Origin of the sequence: Companilactobacillus farciminis KCTC 3681 = DSM 20184, assembly GCF_002706745.1 — a bacterium.
Taxonomy (GTDB): domain Bacteria; phylum Bacillota; class Bacilli; order Lactobacillales; family Lactobacillaceae; genus Companilactobacillus; species Companilactobacillus farciminis.
This window is the reverse complement of sequence record NZ_CP017702.1, coordinates 1067262-1086267: the sequence shown is the minus strand read 5'-3', so window position 1 is coordinate 1086267 and position 19006 is coordinate 1067262. Positions and strand designations below refer to the sequence as shown.

27 protein-coding genes, 2 tRNA genes and 1 other annotated feature are annotated in these 19006 nt (G+C 36.3%); of the genes, 5 read left to right on the top strand and 24 right to left on the bottom strand.

What is annotated here, in order from left to right; translation table 11 throughout:
• The 12 genes from LF20184_RS05365 to LF20184_RS05310 form a co-directional block, all read right to left on the bottom strand.
• The gene (locus tag LF20184_RS05365) at window positions 1-237 is read right to left on the bottom strand and encodes an exodeoxyribonuclease VII small subunit (protein WP_010019411.1); all 237 of its coding nucleotides are present in this window, start codon (window positions 235-237) and stop codon (window positions 1-3) included.
• On the bottom strand, window positions 230-1576 hold the full coding sequence (xseA, locus tag LF20184_RS05360) for an exodeoxyribonuclease VII large subunit (RefSeq protein WP_010019410.1): 1347 nt from the start codon (window positions 1574-1576) through the stop codon (window positions 230-232). Before xseA ends, LF20184_RS05365 begins: the two co-directional genes overlap by 8 nt.
• A complete protein-coding gene (locus LF20184_RS05355) occupies window positions 1569-2417 on the bottom strand; it encodes a bifunctional 5,10-methylenetetrahydrofolate dehydrogenase/5,10-methenyltetrahydrofolate cyclohydrolase (protein WP_010019409.1) in 849 nt (282 codons plus the stop codon). The genes xseA and LF20184_RS05355 overlap by 8 nt, the downstream gene beginning before the upstream one ends.
• Window positions 2418-2455: 38 nt before the next feature.
• On the bottom strand, window positions 2456-2860 hold the full coding sequence (gene nusB, locus LF20184_RS05350; protein ID WP_010019408.1) for a transcription antitermination factor NusB: 405 nt from the start codon (window positions 2858-2860) through the stop codon (window positions 2456-2458).
• Between the two features lie 5 nt (window positions 2861-2865).
• Window positions 2866-3285, bottom strand: a complete 420-nt coding sequence (locus tag LF20184_RS05345; protein ID WP_010019407.1) for an Asp23/Gls24 family envelope stress response protein — start codon at window positions 3283-3285, stop codon at window positions 2866-2868.
• A 27-nt stretch (window positions 3286-3312) separates the two neighbouring features.
• Window positions 3313-3873: an elongation factor P gene (gene efp, locus LF20184_RS05340; protein WP_010019406.1), complete on the bottom strand. Its 561-nt coding sequence runs from the start codon at window positions 3871-3873 to the stop codon at window positions 3313-3315.
• A 138-nt stretch (window positions 3874-4011) separates the two neighbouring features.
• Window positions 4012-4284, bottom strand: a complete 273-nt coding sequence (gene rpmA, locus LF20184_RS05335) for a 50S ribosomal protein L27 (RefSeq protein ID WP_010019405.1) — start codon at window positions 4282-4284, stop codon at window positions 4012-4014.
• A 12-nt stretch (window positions 4285-4296) separates the two neighbouring features.
• Window positions 4297-4641, bottom strand: a complete 345-nt coding sequence (locus tag LF20184_RS05330; protein WP_056945147.1) for a ribosomal-processing cysteine protease Prp — start codon at window positions 4639-4641, stop codon at window positions 4297-4299.
• Between the two features lie 2 nt (window positions 4642-4643).
• Window positions 4644-4955: a 50S ribosomal protein L21 gene (gene rplU, locus LF20184_RS05325; protein ID WP_010019400.1), complete on the bottom strand. Its 312-nt coding sequence runs from the start codon at window positions 4953-4955 to the stop codon at window positions 4644-4646.
• Between the two features lie 9 nt (window positions 4956-4964).
• Window positions 4965-5032 (bottom strand) — a sequence feature (ribosomal protein L21 leader region).
• A 44-nt stretch (window positions 5033-5076) separates the two neighbouring features.
• The gene (locus LF20184_RS05320; RefSeq protein WP_133278265.1) at window positions 5077-6183 is read right to left on the bottom strand and encodes a hypothetical protein; all 1107 of its coding nucleotides are present in this window, start codon (window positions 6181-6183) and stop codon (window positions 5077-5079) included.
• Window positions 6184-6726: 543 nt separating this feature from the next.
• On the bottom strand, window positions 6727-6972 hold the full coding sequence (locus tag LF20184_RS05315) for a hypothetical protein (RefSeq protein WP_010019398.1): 246 nt from the start codon (window positions 6970-6972) through the stop codon (window positions 6727-6729).
• Window positions 6973-7117: 145 nt separating this feature from the next.
• Window positions 7118-8518: a carboxylesterase family protein gene (locus tag LF20184_RS05310; RefSeq protein ID WP_010019397.1), complete on the bottom strand. Its 1401-nt coding sequence runs from the start codon at window positions 8516-8518 to the stop codon at window positions 7118-7120.
• 187 nt (window positions 8519-8705) lie between these two features.
• Between LF20184_RS05310 and LF20184_RS05305 the strand changes: the two genes are divergently transcribed.
• From LF20184_RS05305 to LF20184_RS05295, 4 genes are all read left to right on the top strand, one after another.
• Window positions 8706-8891, top strand: coding sequence for a hypothetical protein (locus LF20184_RS05305; protein WP_010019396.1), 186 nt, complete (start codon window positions 8706-8708; stop codon window positions 8889-8891).
• A gap of 197 nt (window positions 8892-9088) precedes the next feature.
• Window positions 9089-9211, top strand: a complete 123-nt coding sequence (locus LF20184_RS13045) for a hypothetical protein (protein ID WP_010019395.1) — start codon at window positions 9089-9091, stop codon at window positions 9209-9211.
• 146 nt (window positions 9212-9357) lie between these two features.
• A tRNA-Arg gene (locus LF20184_RS05300) sits at window positions 9358-9431 on the top strand.
• 123 nt (window positions 9432-9554) lie between these two features.
• Window positions 9555-9628: transfer RNA gene (locus tag LF20184_RS05295), tRNA-Arg, on the top strand.
• Window positions 9629-9876: 248 nt separating this feature from the next.
• Here the strand turns inward: LF20184_RS05295 and LF20184_RS13040 are convergent.
• From LF20184_RS13040 to miaA, 3 genes are all read right to left on the bottom strand, one after another.
• Complete coding sequence (locus tag LF20184_RS13040) at window positions 9877-10008, bottom strand: hypothetical protein (RefSeq protein ID WP_010019394.1); 132 nt, start codon at window positions 10006-10008, stop codon at window positions 9877-9879.
• 413 nt (window positions 10009-10421) lie between these two features.
• Complete coding sequence (locus tag LF20184_RS05290; RefSeq protein WP_010019393.1) at window positions 10422-11672, bottom strand: methionine gamma-lyase family protein; 1251 nt, start codon at window positions 11670-11672, stop codon at window positions 10422-10424.
• A gap of 1 nt (window position 11673) precedes the next feature.
• Window positions 11674-12591, bottom strand: coding sequence for a tRNA (adenosine(37)-N6)-dimethylallyltransferase MiaA (gene miaA, locus LF20184_RS05285; RefSeq protein ID WP_010019392.1), 918 nt, complete (start codon window positions 12589-12591; stop codon window positions 11674-11676).
• Between the two features lie 84 nt (window positions 12592-12675).
• Between miaA and LF20184_RS05280 the strand changes: the two genes are divergently transcribed.
• Window positions 12676-12870 (top strand): DUF3042 family protein, encoded by a 195-nt coding sequence (locus LF20184_RS05280; RefSeq protein WP_010019390.1) that lies wholly within the window; start codon window positions 12676-12678, stop codon window positions 12868-12870.
• A gap of 57 nt (window positions 12871-12927) precedes the next feature.
• On the opposite strand, the gene LF20184_RS05275 is transcribed toward LF20184_RS05280, so the two are convergent.
• The 9 genes from LF20184_RS05275 to greA form a co-directional block, all read right to left on the bottom strand.
• A complete protein-coding gene (locus LF20184_RS05275) occupies window positions 12928-13326 on the bottom strand; it encodes a rhodanese-like domain-containing protein (RefSeq protein WP_099240582.1) in 399 nt (132 codons plus the stop codon).
• Between the two features lie 21 nt (window positions 13327-13347).
• Window positions 13348-14310, bottom strand: coding sequence for an ROK family glucokinase (locus LF20184_RS05270; RefSeq protein ID WP_010019388.1), 963 nt, complete (start codon window positions 14308-14310; stop codon window positions 13348-13350).
• The gene (locus LF20184_RS05265) at window positions 14307-14534 is read right to left on the bottom strand and encodes a YqgQ family protein (protein ID WP_010019387.1); all 228 of its coding nucleotides are present in this window, start codon (window positions 14532-14534) and stop codon (window positions 14307-14309) included. The genes LF20184_RS05270 and LF20184_RS05265 overlap by 4 nt, the downstream gene beginning before the upstream one ends.
• Entirely contained in the window at window positions 14527-15204 is a 678-nt protein-coding gene (locus LF20184_RS05260) for a rhomboid family intramembrane serine protease (RefSeq protein ID WP_010019386.1), read from the bottom strand. Before LF20184_RS05260 ends, LF20184_RS05265 begins: the two co-directional genes overlap by 8 nt.
• Complete coding sequence (locus LF20184_RS05255) at window positions 15179-15757, bottom strand: 5-formyltetrahydrofolate cyclo-ligase (protein ID WP_010019385.1); 579 nt, start codon at window positions 15755-15757, stop codon at window positions 15179-15181. The genes LF20184_RS05260 and LF20184_RS05255 overlap by 26 nt, the downstream gene beginning before the upstream one ends.
• A gap of 50 nt (window positions 15758-15807) precedes the next feature.
• Window positions 15808-15957, bottom strand: a complete 150-nt coding sequence (rpmG, locus tag LF20184_RS05250; protein ID WP_010019383.1) for a 50S ribosomal protein L33 — start codon at window positions 15955-15957, stop codon at window positions 15808-15810.
• Between the two features lie 88 nt (window positions 15958-16045).
• Window positions 16046-18142: a peptidoglycan D,D-transpeptidase FtsI family protein gene (locus LF20184_RS05245; protein WP_418236081.1), complete on the bottom strand. Its 2097-nt coding sequence runs from the start codon at window positions 18140-18142 to the stop codon at window positions 16046-16048.
• 36 nt (window positions 18143-18178) lie between these two features.
• Window positions 18179-18475 carry a HesB/YadR/YfhF family protein gene (locus LF20184_RS05240; RefSeq protein WP_010019380.1) on the bottom strand — a complete coding sequence of 99 codons (297 nt, stop codon included), beginning with the start codon at window positions 18473-18475 and terminating at the stop codon, window positions 18179-18181.
• Between the two features lie 51 nt (window positions 18476-18526).
• Window positions 18527-19003, bottom strand: a complete 477-nt coding sequence (gene greA / locus LF20184_RS05235) for a transcription elongation factor GreA (protein WP_010019379.1) — start codon at window positions 19001-19003, stop codon at window positions 18527-18529.
• Window positions 19004-19006 lie beyond the last annotated feature (3 nt).

Below are 19006 nucleotides of genomic sequence, written 5' to 3'. Positions count from 1 at the left end.
CTACTCGTCCTTACTTTGATCATTTTTCATATTAACTTCTTGACCGTCTTTAGTCATGATCTTAGTAACTGTTTCTTCAGCATCACTGAGGGTCTTTTCGAGTTCTTTACTCAAAGTAACACCCTTTTTGAATTTTTCCATGGCTTCTTCCAATGGAACATTCCCAGTTTCAAGGTTTTTGACGATTTCTTCTAGATCCGCCAAATTTTCTTCAAATGTTTTCTTTTCTTCAGCCATTATTATCCTCGCTTATTTCTTTGGTTATTAATTTAACATTACCATCTCTAACTCTCAAATTCACCGTTTGATCAACTTGATAATCAGATGCTTTAGTCAATACCCTGCCTTTTTGATTCGTTGGAATAGCGAATCCACGACTCAAAGTCTTTAAAGGACTCAATGAATCTAAAGTAGCTACTTGACTATTAAATACATTACGATTTTTATTAATGATTTTATTGATATTGTTGATCAAAATTTGATACTGACGGTTGACTTGATTGTTATAACTATAAATTTGATCACGGGGCGAAACCCTAACTAATCGATTAGCATATTGGATCAATTCAGTCTTTGAACGATTTAACGAATTAGCCAAGTTTTGCGACAATCTATTTTCTAGACCATCGACCTTTTGGAGATATACCTCATAGATTCGTTCCGGATGCTGCAAAAATACGTTCTGAGACAAATTTTGGACCCGGTCTTGGTATTGAGCAATCAAGTTGTTTTGAGCGCTATAAAGTCTTGTATGCAAGTCTTGTAAATGTTGCAACGTTTCACTCAAAACAGGAGTCGCTAATTCAGCCGCTGCCGTTGGAGTCGCTGCTCGTAAATCGGCAACTAAATCAGCAATCGTCGTATCCGTTTCATGTCCCACTGAACTGATTACTGGTATTTGGCTTTGAACGATTGCTTGCGCCACGATTTCTTCATTAAAAGGCCACAAATCTTCAATTGAACCACCACCGCGACCAATAATGATCGTATCAAAGTTACCATCTTCATTGATGCGTCTCAATTGCTCAACAATCGTTTCTGCTGCTCCATCACCTTGAACTTGAGCTGGGTACAAAACTAGTTGAACGATTGGGAATCTTCTAGCAACGGTAGTCATAATATCATGGATAACCGCACCAGATTCACTAGTAACCACCGCAATTCGCTTAGGGAACTGAGGAATTGGCTTTTTGGGCAAATCAAAGACACCTTGTTGCGAAAGCTTTTTCTTCAATTGCTCAAAAGCTACGTACAAAGCTCCCAATCCGGCAGGCTCCATCGTATCGACATATATTTGATAAGAACCAGCTGGTTCATATAAAGAGATTCGACCTTGAACGAGAACCTTCATACCTTCTTCAGGTTTAAATTTAACTTTTTCAAAATTACTTTTAAACATTATCGCTGAAATCTTAGCTTTGTCATCTTTTAAAGAAAAATACTGATGAGCTGGTCTCAAACGAAAATTAGAAATTTCCCCCATCAAATAGACGTGTCCCAAATAAGGGTCCACGTCAAATTTTCTCTTCAAATATTGGCTTAAAGCGGTAACTGTTAAATATTGCTCATTATCCATTTGCCCTGCCTTCGGCTAATTCAATCACTTGGTCTACCAAGGCCGTGATTGTCATTGGACCAACACCACCGGGAACTGGAGTCATCATAGCAGCCTTTTGTTTGACGTCATCAAAATCGACATCCCCACAAAGCTTGCCATTTTCATCACGATCCATTCCAACATCAACGACGATTGCTTGGTCTTTGACATATTCTTTAGTGATAAATTTGGCTTTTCCAATGGCTACAACTAGCACATCAGCCTTACTTGTTATTTCTTTTAGGTTCTTAGTATGCGAATGAGTGATCGTTACAGTGGCATTACGATCCAACATCAAAGCAGCTGTTGGTTTTCCAACAATATTGCTACGACCAACGATAACGACGTTTTTACCGTCTAAGTCAACGTTGTAATGGTCAAGCATCATCAAAATTCCTGAAGCAGTTGCTGGTTTAGTTAAAGGTGTTCCGATCCAAAGATTTCCAACACTGATAGGAGTGAATCCATCAACATCTTTTCTTGGATCAATAGCTTCAATAACCTTATCCTCATCGATATGATCAGGAACCGGCAATTGAACGATAAATCCATCAACTTTTTCGTCATGATTCAATTCATCGATTTTTTGCAAAAGTTCATCTTCTGTTACAGTTGCATCGAAATGAATCAATTGAAAATCGATTCCAAGTTTTTCGGCACGGCGTTTCTTGTTGCGAACATAGACAGCACTAGCTGAATTGTCACCGACTAAAATAACGGCCAATCCAGGAGTTACGCCTTTCTTCTTTAATTCTTCAACTCGCTTAGTCATTGTTTCATCCAAAGCTTGTGCTACTTTTTTACCTTCTAATAATTTCATACTAATCACCATAAAAAGGCTGATAAATTTATCAGCCTTTACCCTTCTACAAAATTAGATAAAATTCCATTTATGAAGGACTTTGAGTCCTTATCGCCAAAGTCGCCAGCCATTTGAATTGCTTCATCAATAGCTACCTTCCTTGGTACTTCCAAACTGTTTTCCATTTCAAATAACCCAACGCGTAAAATTGCACGATCAATTCTGGACAAACGTTGAACTGTCCATTTATTCTTCAAATATTTAGCAATTTTTTCATCAAGTTCTTCTTGATGTTCATTTGTTCCTGAAACCAAGAATGTCAAATAATCTGGCACTGCTTCAGTCGTCAAATCACATAGTTGCATGGTAGATGCGATAGCGTCTTCTGGAGTGTCCTTAGTAGTTTCAATGGAAAATAGTGATTGAACTGCGAGTTCTCTGATCTTATGTCTACTTATCACTAGTTTTATTCCTTTTTATCCGTTGTTACACGTTCGATATCGCCTGTTTCTTTCTTAGCGATTAATCCGACAACATGTACGTTAATTTCACTTAAGTCTAAATCGGTCATGAATTCGAGTTGTTCAATGGCTGATTTTTGGATCTCTAAGGATACTTTAGGGATCGATACGCCATATTCTAAATAAACATAGACATCAGCAGACACTTGATTATCTGCAAACGACACATCAACTCCCTTACCATGGTTGATTCTACCAAAGAGTGAATCGATTCGGCTTGAAATAGTGCCACGCATTTCGTAAACACCCTCAACCTGGTTTGTAGCAATTCCTAAAAGGATCTCAATAACTTGATGTGATATTTCAACATTGCCGTTTATTTTTCCACTATCTTGTTGTAGAGAAACATATTTTTGTTCAGCCATAAACTTATCTCCATAATCAATTATTAATTAGGCACGTGAAATGTAAGTACCGTCTTGTGTGTTAATTGTTAGCATATCGCCTTCGTTAACGAAGAATGGTACTTGCACAACAACACCTGTTTCCATTGTAGCTGGTTTTGAACCACCTGATTGTGTATCACCCTTGATTGAAGCTTCTGTTTCAACAACCTTTAGGTCAACTGTATTAGGCAATTCAACTCCAAGTGTTTCGCCACCATACATTACAACGCTGACTTCCATGTTTTCTTTCAAATACTTCAATTCGTCTCTGATTTCATCGCCTGGAAGTGATAGTTGTTCATAAGTTGTTGTATCCATGAACACGTAGTTATCGCCTTCAGCGTAAAGATATTGCATCTTCTTGTTTTCGATGTTGGCTTTTTCAACTTTAGCAGTTGATCTGAAAGTCATTTCTTGAACAGCACCTGTTCTCAAGTTCTTTAACTTTGAACGTACGAAAGCACTACCCTTACCTGGCTTAACGTGTTGGAATTCGATAACACGCCAGATACCATCTTTTACTTCAATTGTTAAACCGTTTTTAAAATCATTTACTGAAATTGACATTTGTTTCTCCCTTGATTCGTAAAATTTTACCGATAAAGCACCATACAATATCTTACCAATATTTCGGTGTTAATGGCAATAACTCATACTTATTATATAAAAAAAAGAGGAACATTGTCCTCTTTTTTCATCAATATATTAATATACTGAAACTTTTCTTCTGTCTTTGCCAAGTCTTTCGTACTTAACAACGCCATCTGTAAGTGCGAACAATGTGTCATCGCCACTGCGACCAACATTAGCACCTGGGTGAATCTTTGTACCACGTTGTCTGTAAATAATTGAGCCAGCTGTGATAGCTTGGCCATCAGCACGCTTAGCACCTAGTCTACGACCAGCAGAGTCACGGCCGTTACTTGTTGATCCACCACCCTTGTGGTGAGAGAAAAATTGTAAATTCATCTTAAGCATGAAGTTTACCTCCTAATCAAGATCTATTTTATTTTTTTGTACTGAAACTTCAATGTTTTTGGCGTAACTTCCTTCGACGTCTTTAAGAGTCCAAAACAAGTTATCCAATAACAAGGCAGTATCGTGTGATATTGCTTCGTCAAATTGACAACCTAGATGGCCGCCATTTACCTCATCCATGACCACTTGAGGCTTAGCCCCAGTGAGTTTTTCCAGATTATTGATCGTACCGATCGTCACCGCTGAAACAGCAGCACAGACTAAATCTTGACCATAAGGTCCCGAATCAGCATGTCCTTTGATTAGAAAAGAATCGATCTGTTTATCTGAGTTCTGGTGAAAACTAGCTTTAATCATGATTAAGCCTTGATACTATCGATAAGTACCTTTGTATATGGTTGACGGTGACCTGTCTTTGTATGTGAATGCTTCTTAGGTTTGTACTTGTAAGTAACAACTTTCTTTTCCTTACCTTGCTTTTCAACCTTACCAGAAACACTAGCGCCTTCAACTACAGGGCTACCAACTTTAACAGTCTTGCCATCAGAAACTAAGATTACATCATCAAATGTAACTGCGTCTCCTTCTTTGACATCAAGCTTTTCAACATAAATTGAAGAGTTTTCTTCAACTTTATATTGCTTACCACCAGTTTTAATAATTGCGTACATAAACGTACACTCCCTTCTAAGACTCGCCAACTAGGTGCACTAAGCTTAAACCTAATTTTGAGCGGTTGTAGATGCAATAGTGATTGCAACTTATAAAATATAGCAAATTTCACTTGCTTTTTCAACTATTCTCAGGATTTTTTTTATTTTTCAGAGGAATGTTTTGCAAGCTGAAATAAATCATCAGTATAAATCCAAATAAATTGATCAATAGAAAACTAAGATTCAACCAACCATAATGAGAATGAATTTCAATAATACTCTTACCCGGATTAGTCTTGAGCTGAACCGTATTTTGAGCCGATTTCTTTGGCGTCACGGTTTCATTGTTGATTTGAATTTGATAATTAGACGAATATTGAATTGGTATGTCGATTTTTGTCGTTTGCGGATTGATGTACTGAACCCAGTAATCAGCCCCCTTAGTATAGTAAGAGATTCTTTCTGGTTTACCATCGATCAAAAATTTATTGTTCGAATTTTGGGCGGCATCGTGATAATTCAAGGCAAATTTTTCGTAGTCAATAGAATCGGCCATTTTAAGCGTCTGTTCAGACGTATTAGTTTTCACTTGACTGTAATTGACATAGCCTAGCCCACCAATTGAAACAAGCAAGATCAATAATCTTAATACCGCGGGACTTTCCTGAAAGACTAGTAAAATCATTCGACACAAAACCATAATTAAAAAGAAATCAAAAATACTTTGAAAGGCAAAAATCAAACGACTGATATCTATTTGGAAAAGTCTTGGTTGGAGTATCAATAAACACACGATTGGAATCATTTCTAAAATAATGACTTTGTATGCAAAAGAACTCTGCAAAAAAATCATCAAAATTAGTAACAATAATAACCCACTCATTGCTATTAACAAATACCACTGCATTTGTGGCAATTGTAATTTAGTAAACCAGCCTAGATAATCGAAGTTTTTCATCGGATCTTGTTGCCACTTTGAATTTAATCTCATAAAGATTGGACCAATAAAACCAATCGTCGTTAATATCCCTAGAATAATCACTTTAAGGGAATTAATCGATATACTTCGCAGATACTTCCACGAATGACTAACACGACAAAATGGCATTAAAATAAATGCCACAATCAAAGTCATTGCCACAGCCACAGCCAAATACGGCGACGTCCAAACTATTAACGCCTCGCCCCAGAGCAAATACTTCCAAGATCGATTAGTAAAGAACTGATGAGCTCCAAAATAAACCATTGGTATAAATATCAAAGCTAAGTAATTTTCTAGCCTCTGATTGAAAAAGACTAGAAAAAGTCGATTTAGCGAAAAAGTATAACTGATAGCAAACAAAAGTGCTTCAAACGTGTCCTTGTGAAATTTATTCATGAAAAAATACGCACTGACAAGAGTGAAAAAGGTGATTATTGTCAGATAGACACTAAACCCATAAGCTATGTTAAATTGTACGAACAACCACCCGGTCAATATCGTCAGCCATGGACTGAACAGATTAATTTGACTACCGGAATGATTCCAAAAGTCAAAATTGATTGGCGAAACAAACACATTAGAAAGGCTTTTTAAATGTGCAATATTAAACGTCATCGTTTCTCCAAAGCTAGCTTTATTAAAGAACAGTACAGTATAAAAAATGCTTAGAACTAAAAATATTAGACCTAAAATGATCTTTTTCCATGAACGATTGGACATCACGGAGAACCCCTTTATTAAATAATGACATTATTATACTAAAAAAGGACTGTGCTTAAACACAATCCCCAATCAATTTCTATTTTTCTAAGCAACTGTCATAAACAAGCGTCCTAAAACGATGAAGAAGAAAACAGCTACAAAAACTAACTTTCCCCGTTTGAAATCCATCTTCGTCAAGAGTCTTGTTATTAAAATGAGGGCAACGATTAGACCAATTCCGATCAGAATACCCATCATATTACTAATAATTGCTTGTTGAGTTAAAAATGCAGCTAAAACATCTATTAGAATGAAAGCAATCGTTACAAAAAATGCAAACTTTCTTTTCAAAATTCGTCCACCTCTAAAATCTTGGCATCACAAAAAATGCCTAATGTTTAAGCACAACGACTTTATTGTAAAGTTAAAGGTTATTGTTTGCAAGAATATTTTTTTATTCTTATCTACAAACGTTTATTTGTCAGCATTTATTTTTTTATAGTAAATATGATTGCCAAGGTAAATCTTTAGGAATTCTACGACTAATAACCGAAACACTCTTCAAGTCATCAGGGTCTAATTCTAACACCAAACGGTCATCATCAAATAAAGGCCATTCATACTTAATTGCTTCATCGTAAGGCTTACCCTCATTGATGAACTCAAACAAAAGATTCAAGAAATGCCGTTGATTTTTACGATAATCGATATTTAATTCTTCAACTGGCGTATTTAAATACTGCAATATGCCACCGTGTTGCCCATCTGCTACTTTGACATAGTTGCAGTAGACTTCAGCATCATTTTCTTGTGCTAGCAATTCAGCCAAACGTCTAGCTGGCAAAGTATACATAGCATCCCCAAGCATTTGAACGAAATCATTTTTCGAATACTGGTCATTTAATAGCGCAGTCCTCAACGCTTCAACATTCTTGTCGAACAAATCAGGAAAAACGTCATTTTCCAAATGATTGATATTCATGGACTTATAATTTTCTAACTCGTTACTTCCAGCCGAGATAATCGTCTTAAAATTGGTTCTCTTAACTCTGCGTAGCAACTGTTCTTGCCAGTTTGAAGAAATCAAATCATCATCGATCACAGGACCAAACCAGTTCGTTGCCACATGTTTATCTAATAAATGCTCTTGAACAATTTGCAAGCCATCATCGGTTAAATTAAATAGATCTTTTGTTGATTTGATTTCACTATCACGGCAGATCATTTCGGTTACTTTCTTAGCTGTTGCCATATCACGAATTGTTTGTACGCCACCAGAAAATAAAATAACCTTTTGAATTCGATCCAATACAGTCGCATTAGATGCCATCAAAGCTGAAATCGACTTAGCTCCAGCTGAAATGCCGACTAACGTAACATTTTTGACGTCGCCACCAAAACTTGCAGCATTGTCCAAGACCCATTGAATTGCCATCAACTGATCTGACAAGCCGACGTTAACATCTCCACCTTCAACTTTGCCCCAGCCAAACAAACCTAAACGATAATTTGGCACTACATGGACAACTGACTGGTGATCTAGCCACGACATCTGTTTAGTATAATTTCCTCCCTTTAAAAAGCCACCGCCATAAAACTCGATGACAATCGGGTACTTTCCTTCTACATCAGGGGTACAAATATCAAGATTCAAACAATTCTCGCCAAAATTAATTTTACTATTTTGGTTCAATGCATCTTTTTGCATCGGTTGCACACCATGATGCACTGCATAATGAACTTTATCAATTTCATTTGGTCCAAATTTTGACATAGAAAATTCTTCAGCGCGTTTAAATCGACGACCATATCCAAACGGAACTCCTAAGAAATCAAGATGTTCATGATCCATAATTCCGTGATATGTCCCTGTGGTAGTTTTCATAATCTTCTTCATAAAAAATAGACCCCCAATGAACAATATATCAATTTAATTATCATTCTAAACTAATATCAGTATTGTACAAGAATTTCATGTAACCATTTTTACAAGAAAGTTATATGAAATTATTCACGATTTTCCTTGTTTACTTAAATAACCTTGTATATAATTTCAAAGATATGTTTTTAAGGGAGAGATATAAATGGTATTAACAGATGCACAAAAACGTGCTAACGAAAAATGGCACAGAAATCATCGTGAACGCGCAAATTATATCGCCATGCGCTCATCAGCACGTAGTTTTATTAGAAAAAAGTCAACTCTTGAAGACCTCGAAGAACTGCAAAATATCATCGAAAACCGTCGTAAAGAATTAGTTGAACCCTAAATAATCATTTTTAAAAAATGTATACCTTTACATTTGAAAAATAAAATTATTTTTACTGAAATAAGACTTATTTTTATGTCAATTGTAATAATTCTGATATAATTCGTAATAGATAAGGGAGAAGGAAGCCTTATCTGTCGTGTTCTGTCCAGATGCTGATGACATTAAAAGCTGCATTATTTTCGGAGATGACAATCATGAAATTGATAGTATGGATCAAATCATTATTTAAAGCCGAAAGAACTGAGGTTTCTACACAAGATCGTGAGGTATTGTGTGAATTAGAGGCCGAAAACAAGCCTTTTATCTATGGAAAGTAATGTCAATCAGTAAATTATTTATAGGGATGGTTCACTTAAACGTTTAAGTGAACCTTTTATTTTGCCCAAATTAAGAATTTTTTTAATTTATATCAAAAATTAGATTGACATAAAGCAAGTGCTTTATCTATAATAATAAATGTGCTGTCACAGTGGCTCAGTTGGATAGAGCAACGGTCTTCTAAACCGTAGGTCGTGAGTTCGAATCTCACCTGTGACATACCGTTAAATCGCTAGAGTAATCTGGCGATTTTTTTGTTGTCTGCAAGTAAATTTTTAATTAAAAAATTTCACATTTAATATTGCATAATCAAATCCTTTTCTCTATAATAGTACGAGTGATGTCACAGTGGCTCAGTTGGATAGAGCAACGGTCTTCTAAACCGTAGGTCGTGAGTTCGAATCTCACCTGTGACATTTTTTCTATCTTAGAATTAAAATAACTCATGATCGTCTAATTTGACGGCATGAGTTATTTTTTTATCCCTTAAAAAGACAAAAAATAAGACCCTTTCCAAATTACAAGGAAAAGGTCTCTTTTAGTTATCGTTGAGGATAGATTGCAACTTTCGTTGCTAGTTAAATATAACATCTCTTCATACGCATATCTACGATTTAGAACAAGTGTAAACTAACTGTATTCTAAATCTAACATTTGTAAAATTTTATGCGCTCATTCTCAACAATTTATTCATAGCTTCTTCAATTGACTTACCGCATGCAGAAACCCGAGTGTTTTTCTTATCAAATACGGTAAACAATTGACGCTTAGTATCAAGTGTTACTTTATATCTCATATTGCTTACCTCCTATCATTTGATTACTCATCATACTCGCTTTTAAAAAAAAATCAATAGAAACAAACTATTTTATTTTTTATTTAGAGAATAGTTCGGTCAGATATTTTTTGTTTCTCATGATATTTAGACTAAATTTATCAATTCTAAATCTTAAGCAATATTTTAGTTAAACCTAATTAATTTTTTCTTTTAACTAGTCTATTAAGTATTTGTCATAAAAATGTAATATTAGCATCTCTTTCTGGCATAAAAAATCAACATTTCCTAATAATAAGAAAATGGTCTATCCTTTATCGTCAAATCTGATAATTCTTTAACAATGTTCGGAATTAAGCTCATTTTGGGATATTTTCTTCTAAATTGTTTCATAAAAACAAAAAAGCCCGACCAATCCGGTCAGACTTTAAATTTTAGAAGAATAATTCTTTACATGCATTACTGATGGCAATTTTGACGTGCTCATAAGTCAAACCACCTTGAATATAAATAATATATGGTGGTCTCATTGGTCCATCAGCTGAAAATTCAACACTAGCGCCAGAGACAAACGTTCCGGCAGCCATAACGACTTGATCCTCATAACCAGACATCGCACTAGGTTCTGGAGAAACATTTGAATCGATTGGTGAAAATTGTTGGACGAGTTTGGCAAAATGAACCATCTTATCAGGATCATTGAATTCGATTGTTTGAATCAAGTCAGTTCGATCATCATTCCATTTAGGAGAAACGTTCAGACCGAGTTTTTCAAAAATAGCTGCTTCAAAAATAGCACCTTTGATAGCATTGCCGGTTACTCTTGGAGCTAAGAAAAAGCCTTGGAACATCTCTGACTGACGATCGATCGTAGCACCTTCTGAGGCACCAATACCAGGAGCGGTTAAACGATAGCTGGCTAATTCTACTAAATCCTTTTTACCAACGATGTAGCCTCCGACCTTTGCTAGACCACCACCAGCATTTTTAATCAATGAACCGGCCATCAAATCGGCTCCAACTTCTGTTGGTTCGATAGTTTCTGAAAATTCACCATAACAGTTGTCGACAAAGATTATCGCATCACTGACAGTTTTTATCTGCTTGATGATTTCAGCAATTTCTTTAACCGTCAAGCTCTTACGAGTCGAATAGCCACGAGATCTTTGAATGGCAATGACCTTAGGATTTTGTTCCTCGATTTTTTGCTTCATCAAGTCAAAATCAACTTTATCTCCGTCCATTTTGACAGAATCAAAACCAATTTGATAGTCGATCAAAGAACCACGCTTGTTACCAGCAATTCCGATGACTTCTTGCATCGTATCATAAGGTTCCCCAGTCACGTATAAAAGGTTGTCTCCAGGACGTAGCATGCCAAACAAGGCCGTTGCTAAAGTATGCGTTCCAGAAACAAATTGCGGACGAACCAAAGCAGCTTCTGTTTTGAAGACATCCGCATAAACTGCTTCTAGTTGGTCTCGTCCACGATCATCATCCCCGTAACCTGTCGTTCCTAACAAACTACTCTCATCGATATTTTCTTCTCGAAAAGCAGCTAAAACTTTGTTTTGATTGTCCAAAACTTGTTCGTCTATTTCTGCTAATTTTGGTGCAATTTGTTGGTCAACTTCTTTGATGACCTCTTTTAATTTATCTGGAAATGCAGCATTCCATTTAGTCATTTTACCCCTCCATAAAATTAACGATATTTTTTTCAATTATTTCTTGATAATTGTTATCATCACTAATATTATACCAATCCACATCCATTTGATTACGGAAATACGTAAATTGACGCTTAGCAAAATGACGTGAGTTCTTTTTGATCTCTGATAGACAAGTTTCTAAATCAGCCGTACCGTCAAAATAGGGATATAACTCCTTGTAGCCAATTCCTTTGCTAGCTTGGGGGAATTCATCACGATGGTCATAAACGTACTTAGCTTCGTCAATTAAGCCATTCTGAGCCATCATATCGACACGCTGGTTGATTCGTCCATATAATTTCTGGCGTTCATCCGTTAATCCTACCAAATAAAAATCAGCCCACTTTTCACCATTGTTTTGTTCTGTGATTGATTTACCAGTCGTTTTCATGACTTCAATTGCCCTGATCAAGCGACGTGAATTATCGATGTCAATTTTTTCGAAAGCTTTTGGATCAATTGTTTGTAACATCTTTTGCAATTGATCAATGCCACCAGCTTGTTCGATCGTCATCAATTGTTTACGCAAACTTGGATCACTGTCAGATTTGCCACCCAAATTCAAGTTGTTGACCAAAGAACTCAAATAAAAACCTGTCCCACCAACGACTAAAGGTAATTTCTGTTCTTTAGATAAATCGGTGATAATTTGACGAGCTTTTTGTTGGAAATCTTTGACCGTATAACGTTCACTAGCATCACAAATATCTACTAAGTGATGTGGAACAGCCTGTAATTCTTCTGGAGTATCCTTGGCTGTTCCGATATCAAGCTTCTTATAGATTTGCATCGAATCACCCGAAATGATCTCACCATTGAATTTTTGGGCCAATTTTAACCCTAAGGCACTCTTGCCAACGGCGGTTGGTCCTACTATTGCAACTACTTTTATCAAAAAATTACCTCTCTTAGACAGTCTTTTATAGATATTTTAAAGGAAATACGCCATAATGAGAATTAAAGACAGGAGGAATGTATTATGGCAAAAAATCAAAAACACTTACGTTTTGTTAAAGGCTTCCTTGTTGGTTCACTAACAACAGCTACAGCAGTTTATGGAGCATTGCATGCTTTCAAGAAGAAGGTTATCGAACCAGAAAACCAAGAAAACGAACGTATTGAAGCTAACCGCAGACGTGCTAACCGTAAGAGCTTACAAGCACACCAAGGCTAAACTTAAAAACATTATACTAAAAAATGCTGTGTCAGATTTTTTCTGCACAGCATTTTTTTATATTTTTGTGGTCTTCTTTGTTTTTCCTTCCCAATCAGAAAAACGGTCTTCTAACCATTTAACATCGGTAAAGCCCCACTTCTTTTGCAGTTTAAGAGCTGCACGCACACACATATTCTTGTTATCTCCATAAAGATAAACAGGAAGATCAGGTCTTAGTTCGCCTTCATTGTACTTTAATTGCGTATATGGAAGACTTCTAGCACCCAAGATGTGTTTGGCATCAAAAGCATTTTTCTCTCTTAAATCAACAATTTGAGCTTTTCTCATCGTTTCCTCAAAGGTCTTTTGATCAATTGCACCGTGCATTTGTCTACCTTTGAACCAAAAGTAGAGCCATGAACCAACCCAATAAATCAAAAAGCCGATTACAATAACGTATAAAACGGCATTCAAAACTTGCATTAATACAAACTCCTAATCAACTTTAATCAATGAAGCAGCACCGATAACACCAGCACCATTACCAAGACTAGCTAGTCTTAGTTCAGTTGAATCCTTGATTGTAGCAAATTCGTTTTTACGCATAGCTTTATCAACTTTGTTGAGTAAGAAATCACCAGCAGCTGAAACGCCACCACCGATAACAACAAACTTAGGATTCAAGGTATTAGCAATGTTACCTAGAACAAATCCAAGTGAGTCACAAACATAATCGACAACCATCATAGCTAAGTCATCATCTTTCTTAGCTAGATCGAATACATCCTTAGCAGAGATATCTTGACCATCATCAAGCATAGCCTTCAATTCTGAACTTCCAGCATATTCTGATGCACGGTCTCTAGCAACACGTACGATACCAGTAGCTGAAGCGATTGTTTCTAGACAACCTTTCTTACCACAAGTACACATGAAGCCATTAGGATCAACTGTTACGTGACCAATTTCACCGGCAGCACCGTTTTGTCCTTGAATCAACTTACCGTTAGCAATGATACCACCACCAACACCTGTTCCAAGTGTTACAAAGACAACATCGTCAGCATTGTTACCAGCACCTTGCCATCTTTCACCAAGAGCAGCAACGTTAGCATCATTTTCAATGACAACTGGTAGGCCAGTTCCCTTTTCAATATCACGTACTGGATAAACTTCATTAGTCCAGTTAAGGTTAAAAGCACCTTTGATTGTGCCCTTTTCATGATTGATTGTACCAGGTGAACCTAATCCGATACCGTCGAATTGGTCAACACTCATATCATACATATCGATATGATGATTAATTGAATCAATAATGTCAGGAATAATCAATTGTCCATCAGATAGAATATTTGTTTCAATACTCCATTTTTGTTGAATCTCACCTTTATCAGTAAGAATAGCAAATTTAATTGTTGTACCACCAAGGTCAACACCGATTAACTTTTTGTCTGTCACTTTGATCTGTCCTTTTCTTCTTCTTTTCTATGCTCCCGTTTTAAGACCAATTGAGCACTAATAAAAGTCTTTTTGTCGATCAATCCATCTTTGTACAACCGTTTAACCTCAATAAACATCAATTCGATGTCCCACAATCTTTTGCCAAGGTGGACAAAGGTACCGAAGCGCTTGAGTAACTGCTGTACATCATAGAGGGTCGTAAAGCTCATCTTATTATCCATAAACGATCATACCCTTTGCATACATATAATAAGAAATTGCAACAACTACTACTATTGCTAAAATCCGAAAAATCATCTTTGGACGAGAAATGTTTGGCAATCCCAAAGCATATCCCAAAAGCAGTCCCCCAACGGCACCACCAATGTGTCCCCAGATATCAATTCCCGACATGGTTAGATCCATCAGTAAATTAATGACGATCAAACCTAGAAAACTCTTCCCTAATTCTGTCAAAAAACGATTTTCACGATAAATTATTGCTAATGACAAGAATGCGGCGAACATTCCGAATAATGAAGTACTAGCTCCTGCAGAAATGGCATTATTAGCGCCAAAAGCAAAACTAGCTAAATTACCCATAATTCCACTCAGCATGTAAACTATCAAAAACCGCCAATGGCCTATCATCGGTTCAAGTATTTGACCGACATATAATAGTGTAAACCCATTCATCAGAATATGGAAGATACCAATGTGTAAAAATATTGGTGTTATTAAGCGCCACCATTGACCTTCTTGTACTAAATAATTAGTTTTGGCTCCAAAATGAATCAAAGTTAATAAATTCTGTGAACCACCACTGATTGTTTCTAGCAAGAAAACTGCAACGGTTATTGCTAATAAAGACCAAGTTACGTAGGCGTTAGCGCGCCGATTGATTATCTGCATTTTGTTCATCCTTTGCAACGATGATCTTATCGATTTGCTTATCGAGCACATAAACTGGCCAAAGTGGTGCTTGATAATATTGGCTAGTCAATGCTAAGGAAATGGTCTTCGTTGGAAATTTGGCTAGATATCTGTCAAAAGAGCCCGATCCAAATCCCAAACGATTCTTATCTTGGGAGTAAGCTAATCCAGGAACAATCAAAAGATCAGGTGGATTCATCACGTTATTTTCATAATCTTTAGGTTCTCTGACGCCAAAAGCTGACTCAACTAATTCAGTATCTTGAGTGTACTTAACAAAAGACATTGAATAGTCAGAAAAAGTCTTTGGAATATACACTTCTTTTCCCATTTCAAAACATTGATTGATAATTGGAAAAGTTGGAATTTCATCGTTAGTACTCATAGTAATTCCAACTGAAGGTGCATTTTGAAAATCTAAATCATTAAATAATTGAAAATAAAGGTTGTTGATTTCTTTTTGAGCCTTATCAGACTTCATAAAATCGCTCACAAGATCAATTTGCTTTTTTCTGAAACTTACTTTATCCAATTAATGATCACTCCTTAGAAAAAAAAACAACAGGGATTTTAACCTGTTGTTTATTTTGTTTCACGATGCAATGTAACAGTACGTTCGCGTGGACAATATTTCTTAAGTTCAAGACGATCGGGATTGTTACGTTTGCTCTTGCTTGTTAGATATGTACGTTCATGGCATGAAGTACATTCCATTGTTATATTAACTCTCATCTTTGGAACATCCTTTCATAAATACTTAACTAAATTCAACTAATTAAATATATCATTTTTTCCGGTATTTTAAAAGGTTAAATTCAGATTATTTCTGACCCGTCATTTTATAATAGTCGGTATAAATTTGTTTTGCAAGTAATTGTGGATAACTTCCGCTTTCACTAGTTAAATTAGGGAAGACAATTGCCATTGCAATATTTGGATCTTCATAAGGTCCAAAACTGACCAAACTAGTAGTAATTGTTTCTGGAGGATCAGAAGAAGGATTATCAGGGTTGTAGTAGAATGACTGAGCTGTACCAGTCTTAGCGGCTACTGCCGGTGAAAGATCCTTTAGACGTGTAGCAGTTGTCCAATAACCACTACCGTGAACAGCTGCATACATACCTTTTTTAACGACATTTAATTCATCCTCTGTTACGCCGACCTTATTCAAAACTGAAGGCTTAGTAACTGAAGTCAAAGCACCCTTAGTTCCGTCGTCTTTAGTCTTTTGAATTGATTGAACAACGTAAGGTTTCAGACGATAACCACCGTTAGCAATGGTTGAAATATATTGAGCCATTTCAATCAATGTATAAGCATCGTAGTTTCCGTAGGACAAATCCAGTGCAGAACCAGTCTTCAACTTGCCATCACTATTGTGAGTAGCACCTTCGATACCAGTCGTTTCACCAGAAATATCGATCCCGGTCTTGACACCTAAACCAAATTGATTGAAGTAGCCACGTAACTTATCAAAAATATCATCATTCATCGAAATAGATTTATTTGGCACGTAGGAAGCATGAGCCTCTTTCAAAGCCAAATTCATCATGTAAATATTGGATGAAAATTGTAGAGCTTGAATAGCACTCAAACTACTGAAAGTTCCAGCTGGATAAACTGATTTCTTAACTGGCGTACCAGGTAAATAAATTGGATTATCAGCTTGAGTATTATTGCTTGGAGAGATGACGCCATCCATCATCGCACCTAAAACAGTAGCCCCTTTGACAGCAGACCCCATTACGAAAGTACGGTTGATTACACCCAAAGCATCTTCAGATGTTTTACCAGTTTGTGGATTGTTACGAATCCCAGCCATTGCCAAAATAGCACCAGTCTTAGGATTCATTGCTACTACATAAGCACCATCAGAATATTGCGTGATCCCAGCAGCTTGTGCAGCACTGTATTGTTCTTCAAGAGCAGCTTGAACCTTCTTTTGGAACTTGGAATCGATTGTCAAATTAAGATTGCCACCCTTTTGACCTTTGTACAAAGTTGTACTCTTCTTAATTTGATTGTTCGAACCAATTTGAACTTGTTTTTGACTCTTAGTACCAGAAAGGATCGATTCATAACTCTTTTCCAAATAACTAGTACCTACACGGTCATTTCGTGAATATCCACTAGCAAGCATCGTATTCAATTCATCGTCTGGAATACCTTGTTGTTCAGTCGATACGCCACCAATGATACTGGCAATTGATTTACCTTGTGGATAATCACGTTCCCAATTACTACCAATACTTACCCCTGGTAGTTCTGTTAAATGCTCACTAACTTGAGCGATTTCTTTAGCACTCAAATTCTTGTCTTTCAAAAAGACAGTCGAAAGCGAATATGCAGAACTCATTGTTTTGAATAAAGAAGCACGTTGCGTATCTTTATCATTCAAATGAATACCCTGTTTTTCAACATATTTAACTTCGTTAGCATAAACTTTATTGCTAGACAAAGCATCCCCATTACTATCGACACGATATGATTTTGGCATTTGTTTAATAACTTGCTTCGATTTATTTGGAGCTGCCAAAATATAATCAGCTTTATCACGACTAGTTAAATTGCTTGGTTCAACAGTAATATATTTAGTCAATCTGTTGACAATCGTGTAAATATCAGACGAACTAACACTACCACTCTTCGTATAAGTGATGGCATTGTGCGTTGAATTACCAACCAAAAGTCTACCTTTTGAATCATAGATCATTCCACGTGGTACACTGCCTGTCATTACTGTCTTATCTGTTCGATCAACTTCAGCTTCAAACTTGCCACCATAAACGATTTGCAAATAAGCAAGCTGTGCGACCAACATTGCGAATAGCACAAAGACAATAAAAAAAAGCAGGTTTAGACGAAATGGAATAGTAGACTTCGCTTGACTACCTGTTCTTTTCTTTATTATATCCAGTATTCTTCTCATATTCATCCTTCAAAAAACGAACAATTATTCATTCGATTTAAAAATATACTTAGGCCCATCGAGGTCTGGATCATACTCTACTAATAAGTCATATCTGGCAAAAAACCAAGTATCACTGTCAGTAATGTAGTAGATCACACCATCGACTACAGTACTGGCTACAGGATCAACTGGCTTTTCTTTGCGCATAGCAATTGAAAAACCATCATGAACCATAGTCTTTCCATAGACCTTACCATAAAAATGTACACCATCACCGGGTACTAAATCCAACTCTTCTTCAAACCATTTGACTGCTTCATCCGTTAGCTTAATTTCCATTACGTCCACCTCAATTTTTTTCTAAGATAAACATATCAGAAAACGTATTCATTAAGCAACTTCAACGGCTTTTACAGTAACTTCATAACTACCTACAGGTGTTTCAACAGTAACTACGTCACCTGTATGCTTACCTAACAAAGCCTTAGCAATTGGTGAATCATTTGAAATCTTGCCACTGTCAGGATCTGATTCGGCAGCACCAACGATTGTATAAACGTCAGGTTCTTCACCATCTTCTTGAACAGTAACTTTCTTACCGATTGAAACTTCATCATGAGCTACATCATCAGCATCGATAACGTTAGCATATTGAAGCATTTCAATAATTTGAGAAATTCTTGATTCGACTACACTTTGTTCATCTTTTGCAGATGTGTATTCTGAATTTTCTGAAAGGTCACCGAAACTTCTAGCAATCTTGATACGATTGATAACTTCTGGACGTTTAACCTTCTTTAAATTTTCTAATTCTTCTTCCAGCTTCTTCTTACCTTCAGCTGTCATAGGATAACTTCTGTCTGCCATTGT

Bases quoted from the DNA above. Each gene is read 5' to 3' on its own strand.
- rpmG (WP_010019383.1), bottom strand. From the start codon at position 15,957: ATGAGAGTTAATATAACAATGGAATGTACTTCATGCCATGAACGTACA.
- rplU (WP_010019400.1), bottom strand. From the start codon at position 4,955: ATGTACGCAATTATTAAAACTGGTGGTAAGCAATATAAAGTTGAAGAA.
- LF20184_RS05265 (WP_010019387.1), bottom strand. From the start codon at position 14,534: ATGGATAATAAGATGAGCTTTACGACCCTCTATGATGTACAGCAGTTA.
- LF20184_RS05320 (WP_133278265.1), bottom strand. From the start codon at position 6,183: ATGGTTTATTTTGGAGCTCATCAGTTCTTTACTAATCGATCTTGGAAG.
- LF20184_RS05305 (WP_010019396.1), top strand. From the start codon at position 8,706: ATGGTATTAACAGATGCACAAAAACGTGCTAACGAAAAATGGCACAGA.
- LF20184_RS05280 (WP_010019390.1), top strand. From the start codon at position 12,676: ATGGCAAAAAATCAAAAACACTTACGTTTTGTTAAAGGCTTCCTTGTT.
- LF20184_RS05365 (WP_010019411.1), bottom strand. From the start codon at position 237: ATGGCTGAAGAAAAGAAAACATTTGAAGAAAATTTGGCGGATCTAGAA.
- rpmA (WP_010019405.1), bottom strand. From the start codon at position 4,284: ATGCTTAAGATGAATTTACAATTTTTCTCTCACCACAAGGGTGGTGGA.
- xseA (WP_010019410.1), bottom strand. From the start codon at position 1,576: ATGGATAATGAGCAATATTTAACAGTTACCGCTTTAAGCCAATATTTG.
- greA (WP_010019379.1), bottom strand. From the start codon at position 19,003: ATGGCAGACAGAAGTTATCCTATGACAGCTGAAGGTAAGAAGAAGCTG.
- LF20184_RS13040 (WP_010019394.1), bottom strand. From the start codon at position 10,008: ATGAGATATAAAGTAACACTTGATACTAAGCGTCAATTGTTTACCGTA.
- LF20184_RS05290 (WP_010019393.1), bottom strand. From the start codon at position 11,672: ATGACTAAATGGAATGCTGCATTTCCAGATAAATTAAAAGAGGTCATC.
- LF20184_RS05240 (WP_010019380.1), bottom strand. From the start codon at position 18,475: ATGGAAATTAAGCTAACGGATGAAGCAGTCAAATGGTTTGAAGAAGAG.
- LF20184_RS05330 (WP_056945147.1), bottom strand. From the start codon at position 4,641: ATGATTAAAGCTAGTTTTCACCAGAACTCAGATAAACAGATCGATTCT.
- LF20184_RS13045 (WP_010019395.1), top strand. From the start codon at position 9,089: ATGAAATTGATAGTATGGATCAAATCATTATTTAAAGCCGAAAGAACT.
- LF20184_RS05310 (WP_010019397.1), bottom strand. From the start codon at position 8,518: ATGAAGAAGATTATGAAAACTACCACAGGGACATATCACGGAATTATG.
- efp (WP_010019406.1), bottom strand. From the start codon at position 3,873: ATGTCAATTTCAGTAAATGATTTTAAAAACGGTTTAACAATTGAAGTA.
- LF20184_RS05345 (WP_010019407.1), bottom strand. From the start codon at position 3,285: ATGGCTGAACAAAAATATGTTTCTCTACAACAAGATAGTGGAAAAATA.
- LF20184_RS05355 (WP_010019409.1), bottom strand. From the start codon at position 2,417: ATGAAATTATTAGAAGGTAAAAAAGTAGCACAAGCTTTGGATGAAACA.
- LF20184_RS05260 (WP_010019386.1), bottom strand. From the start codon at position 15,204: ATGCAGATAATCAATCGGCGCGCTAACGCCTACGTAACTTGGTCTTTA.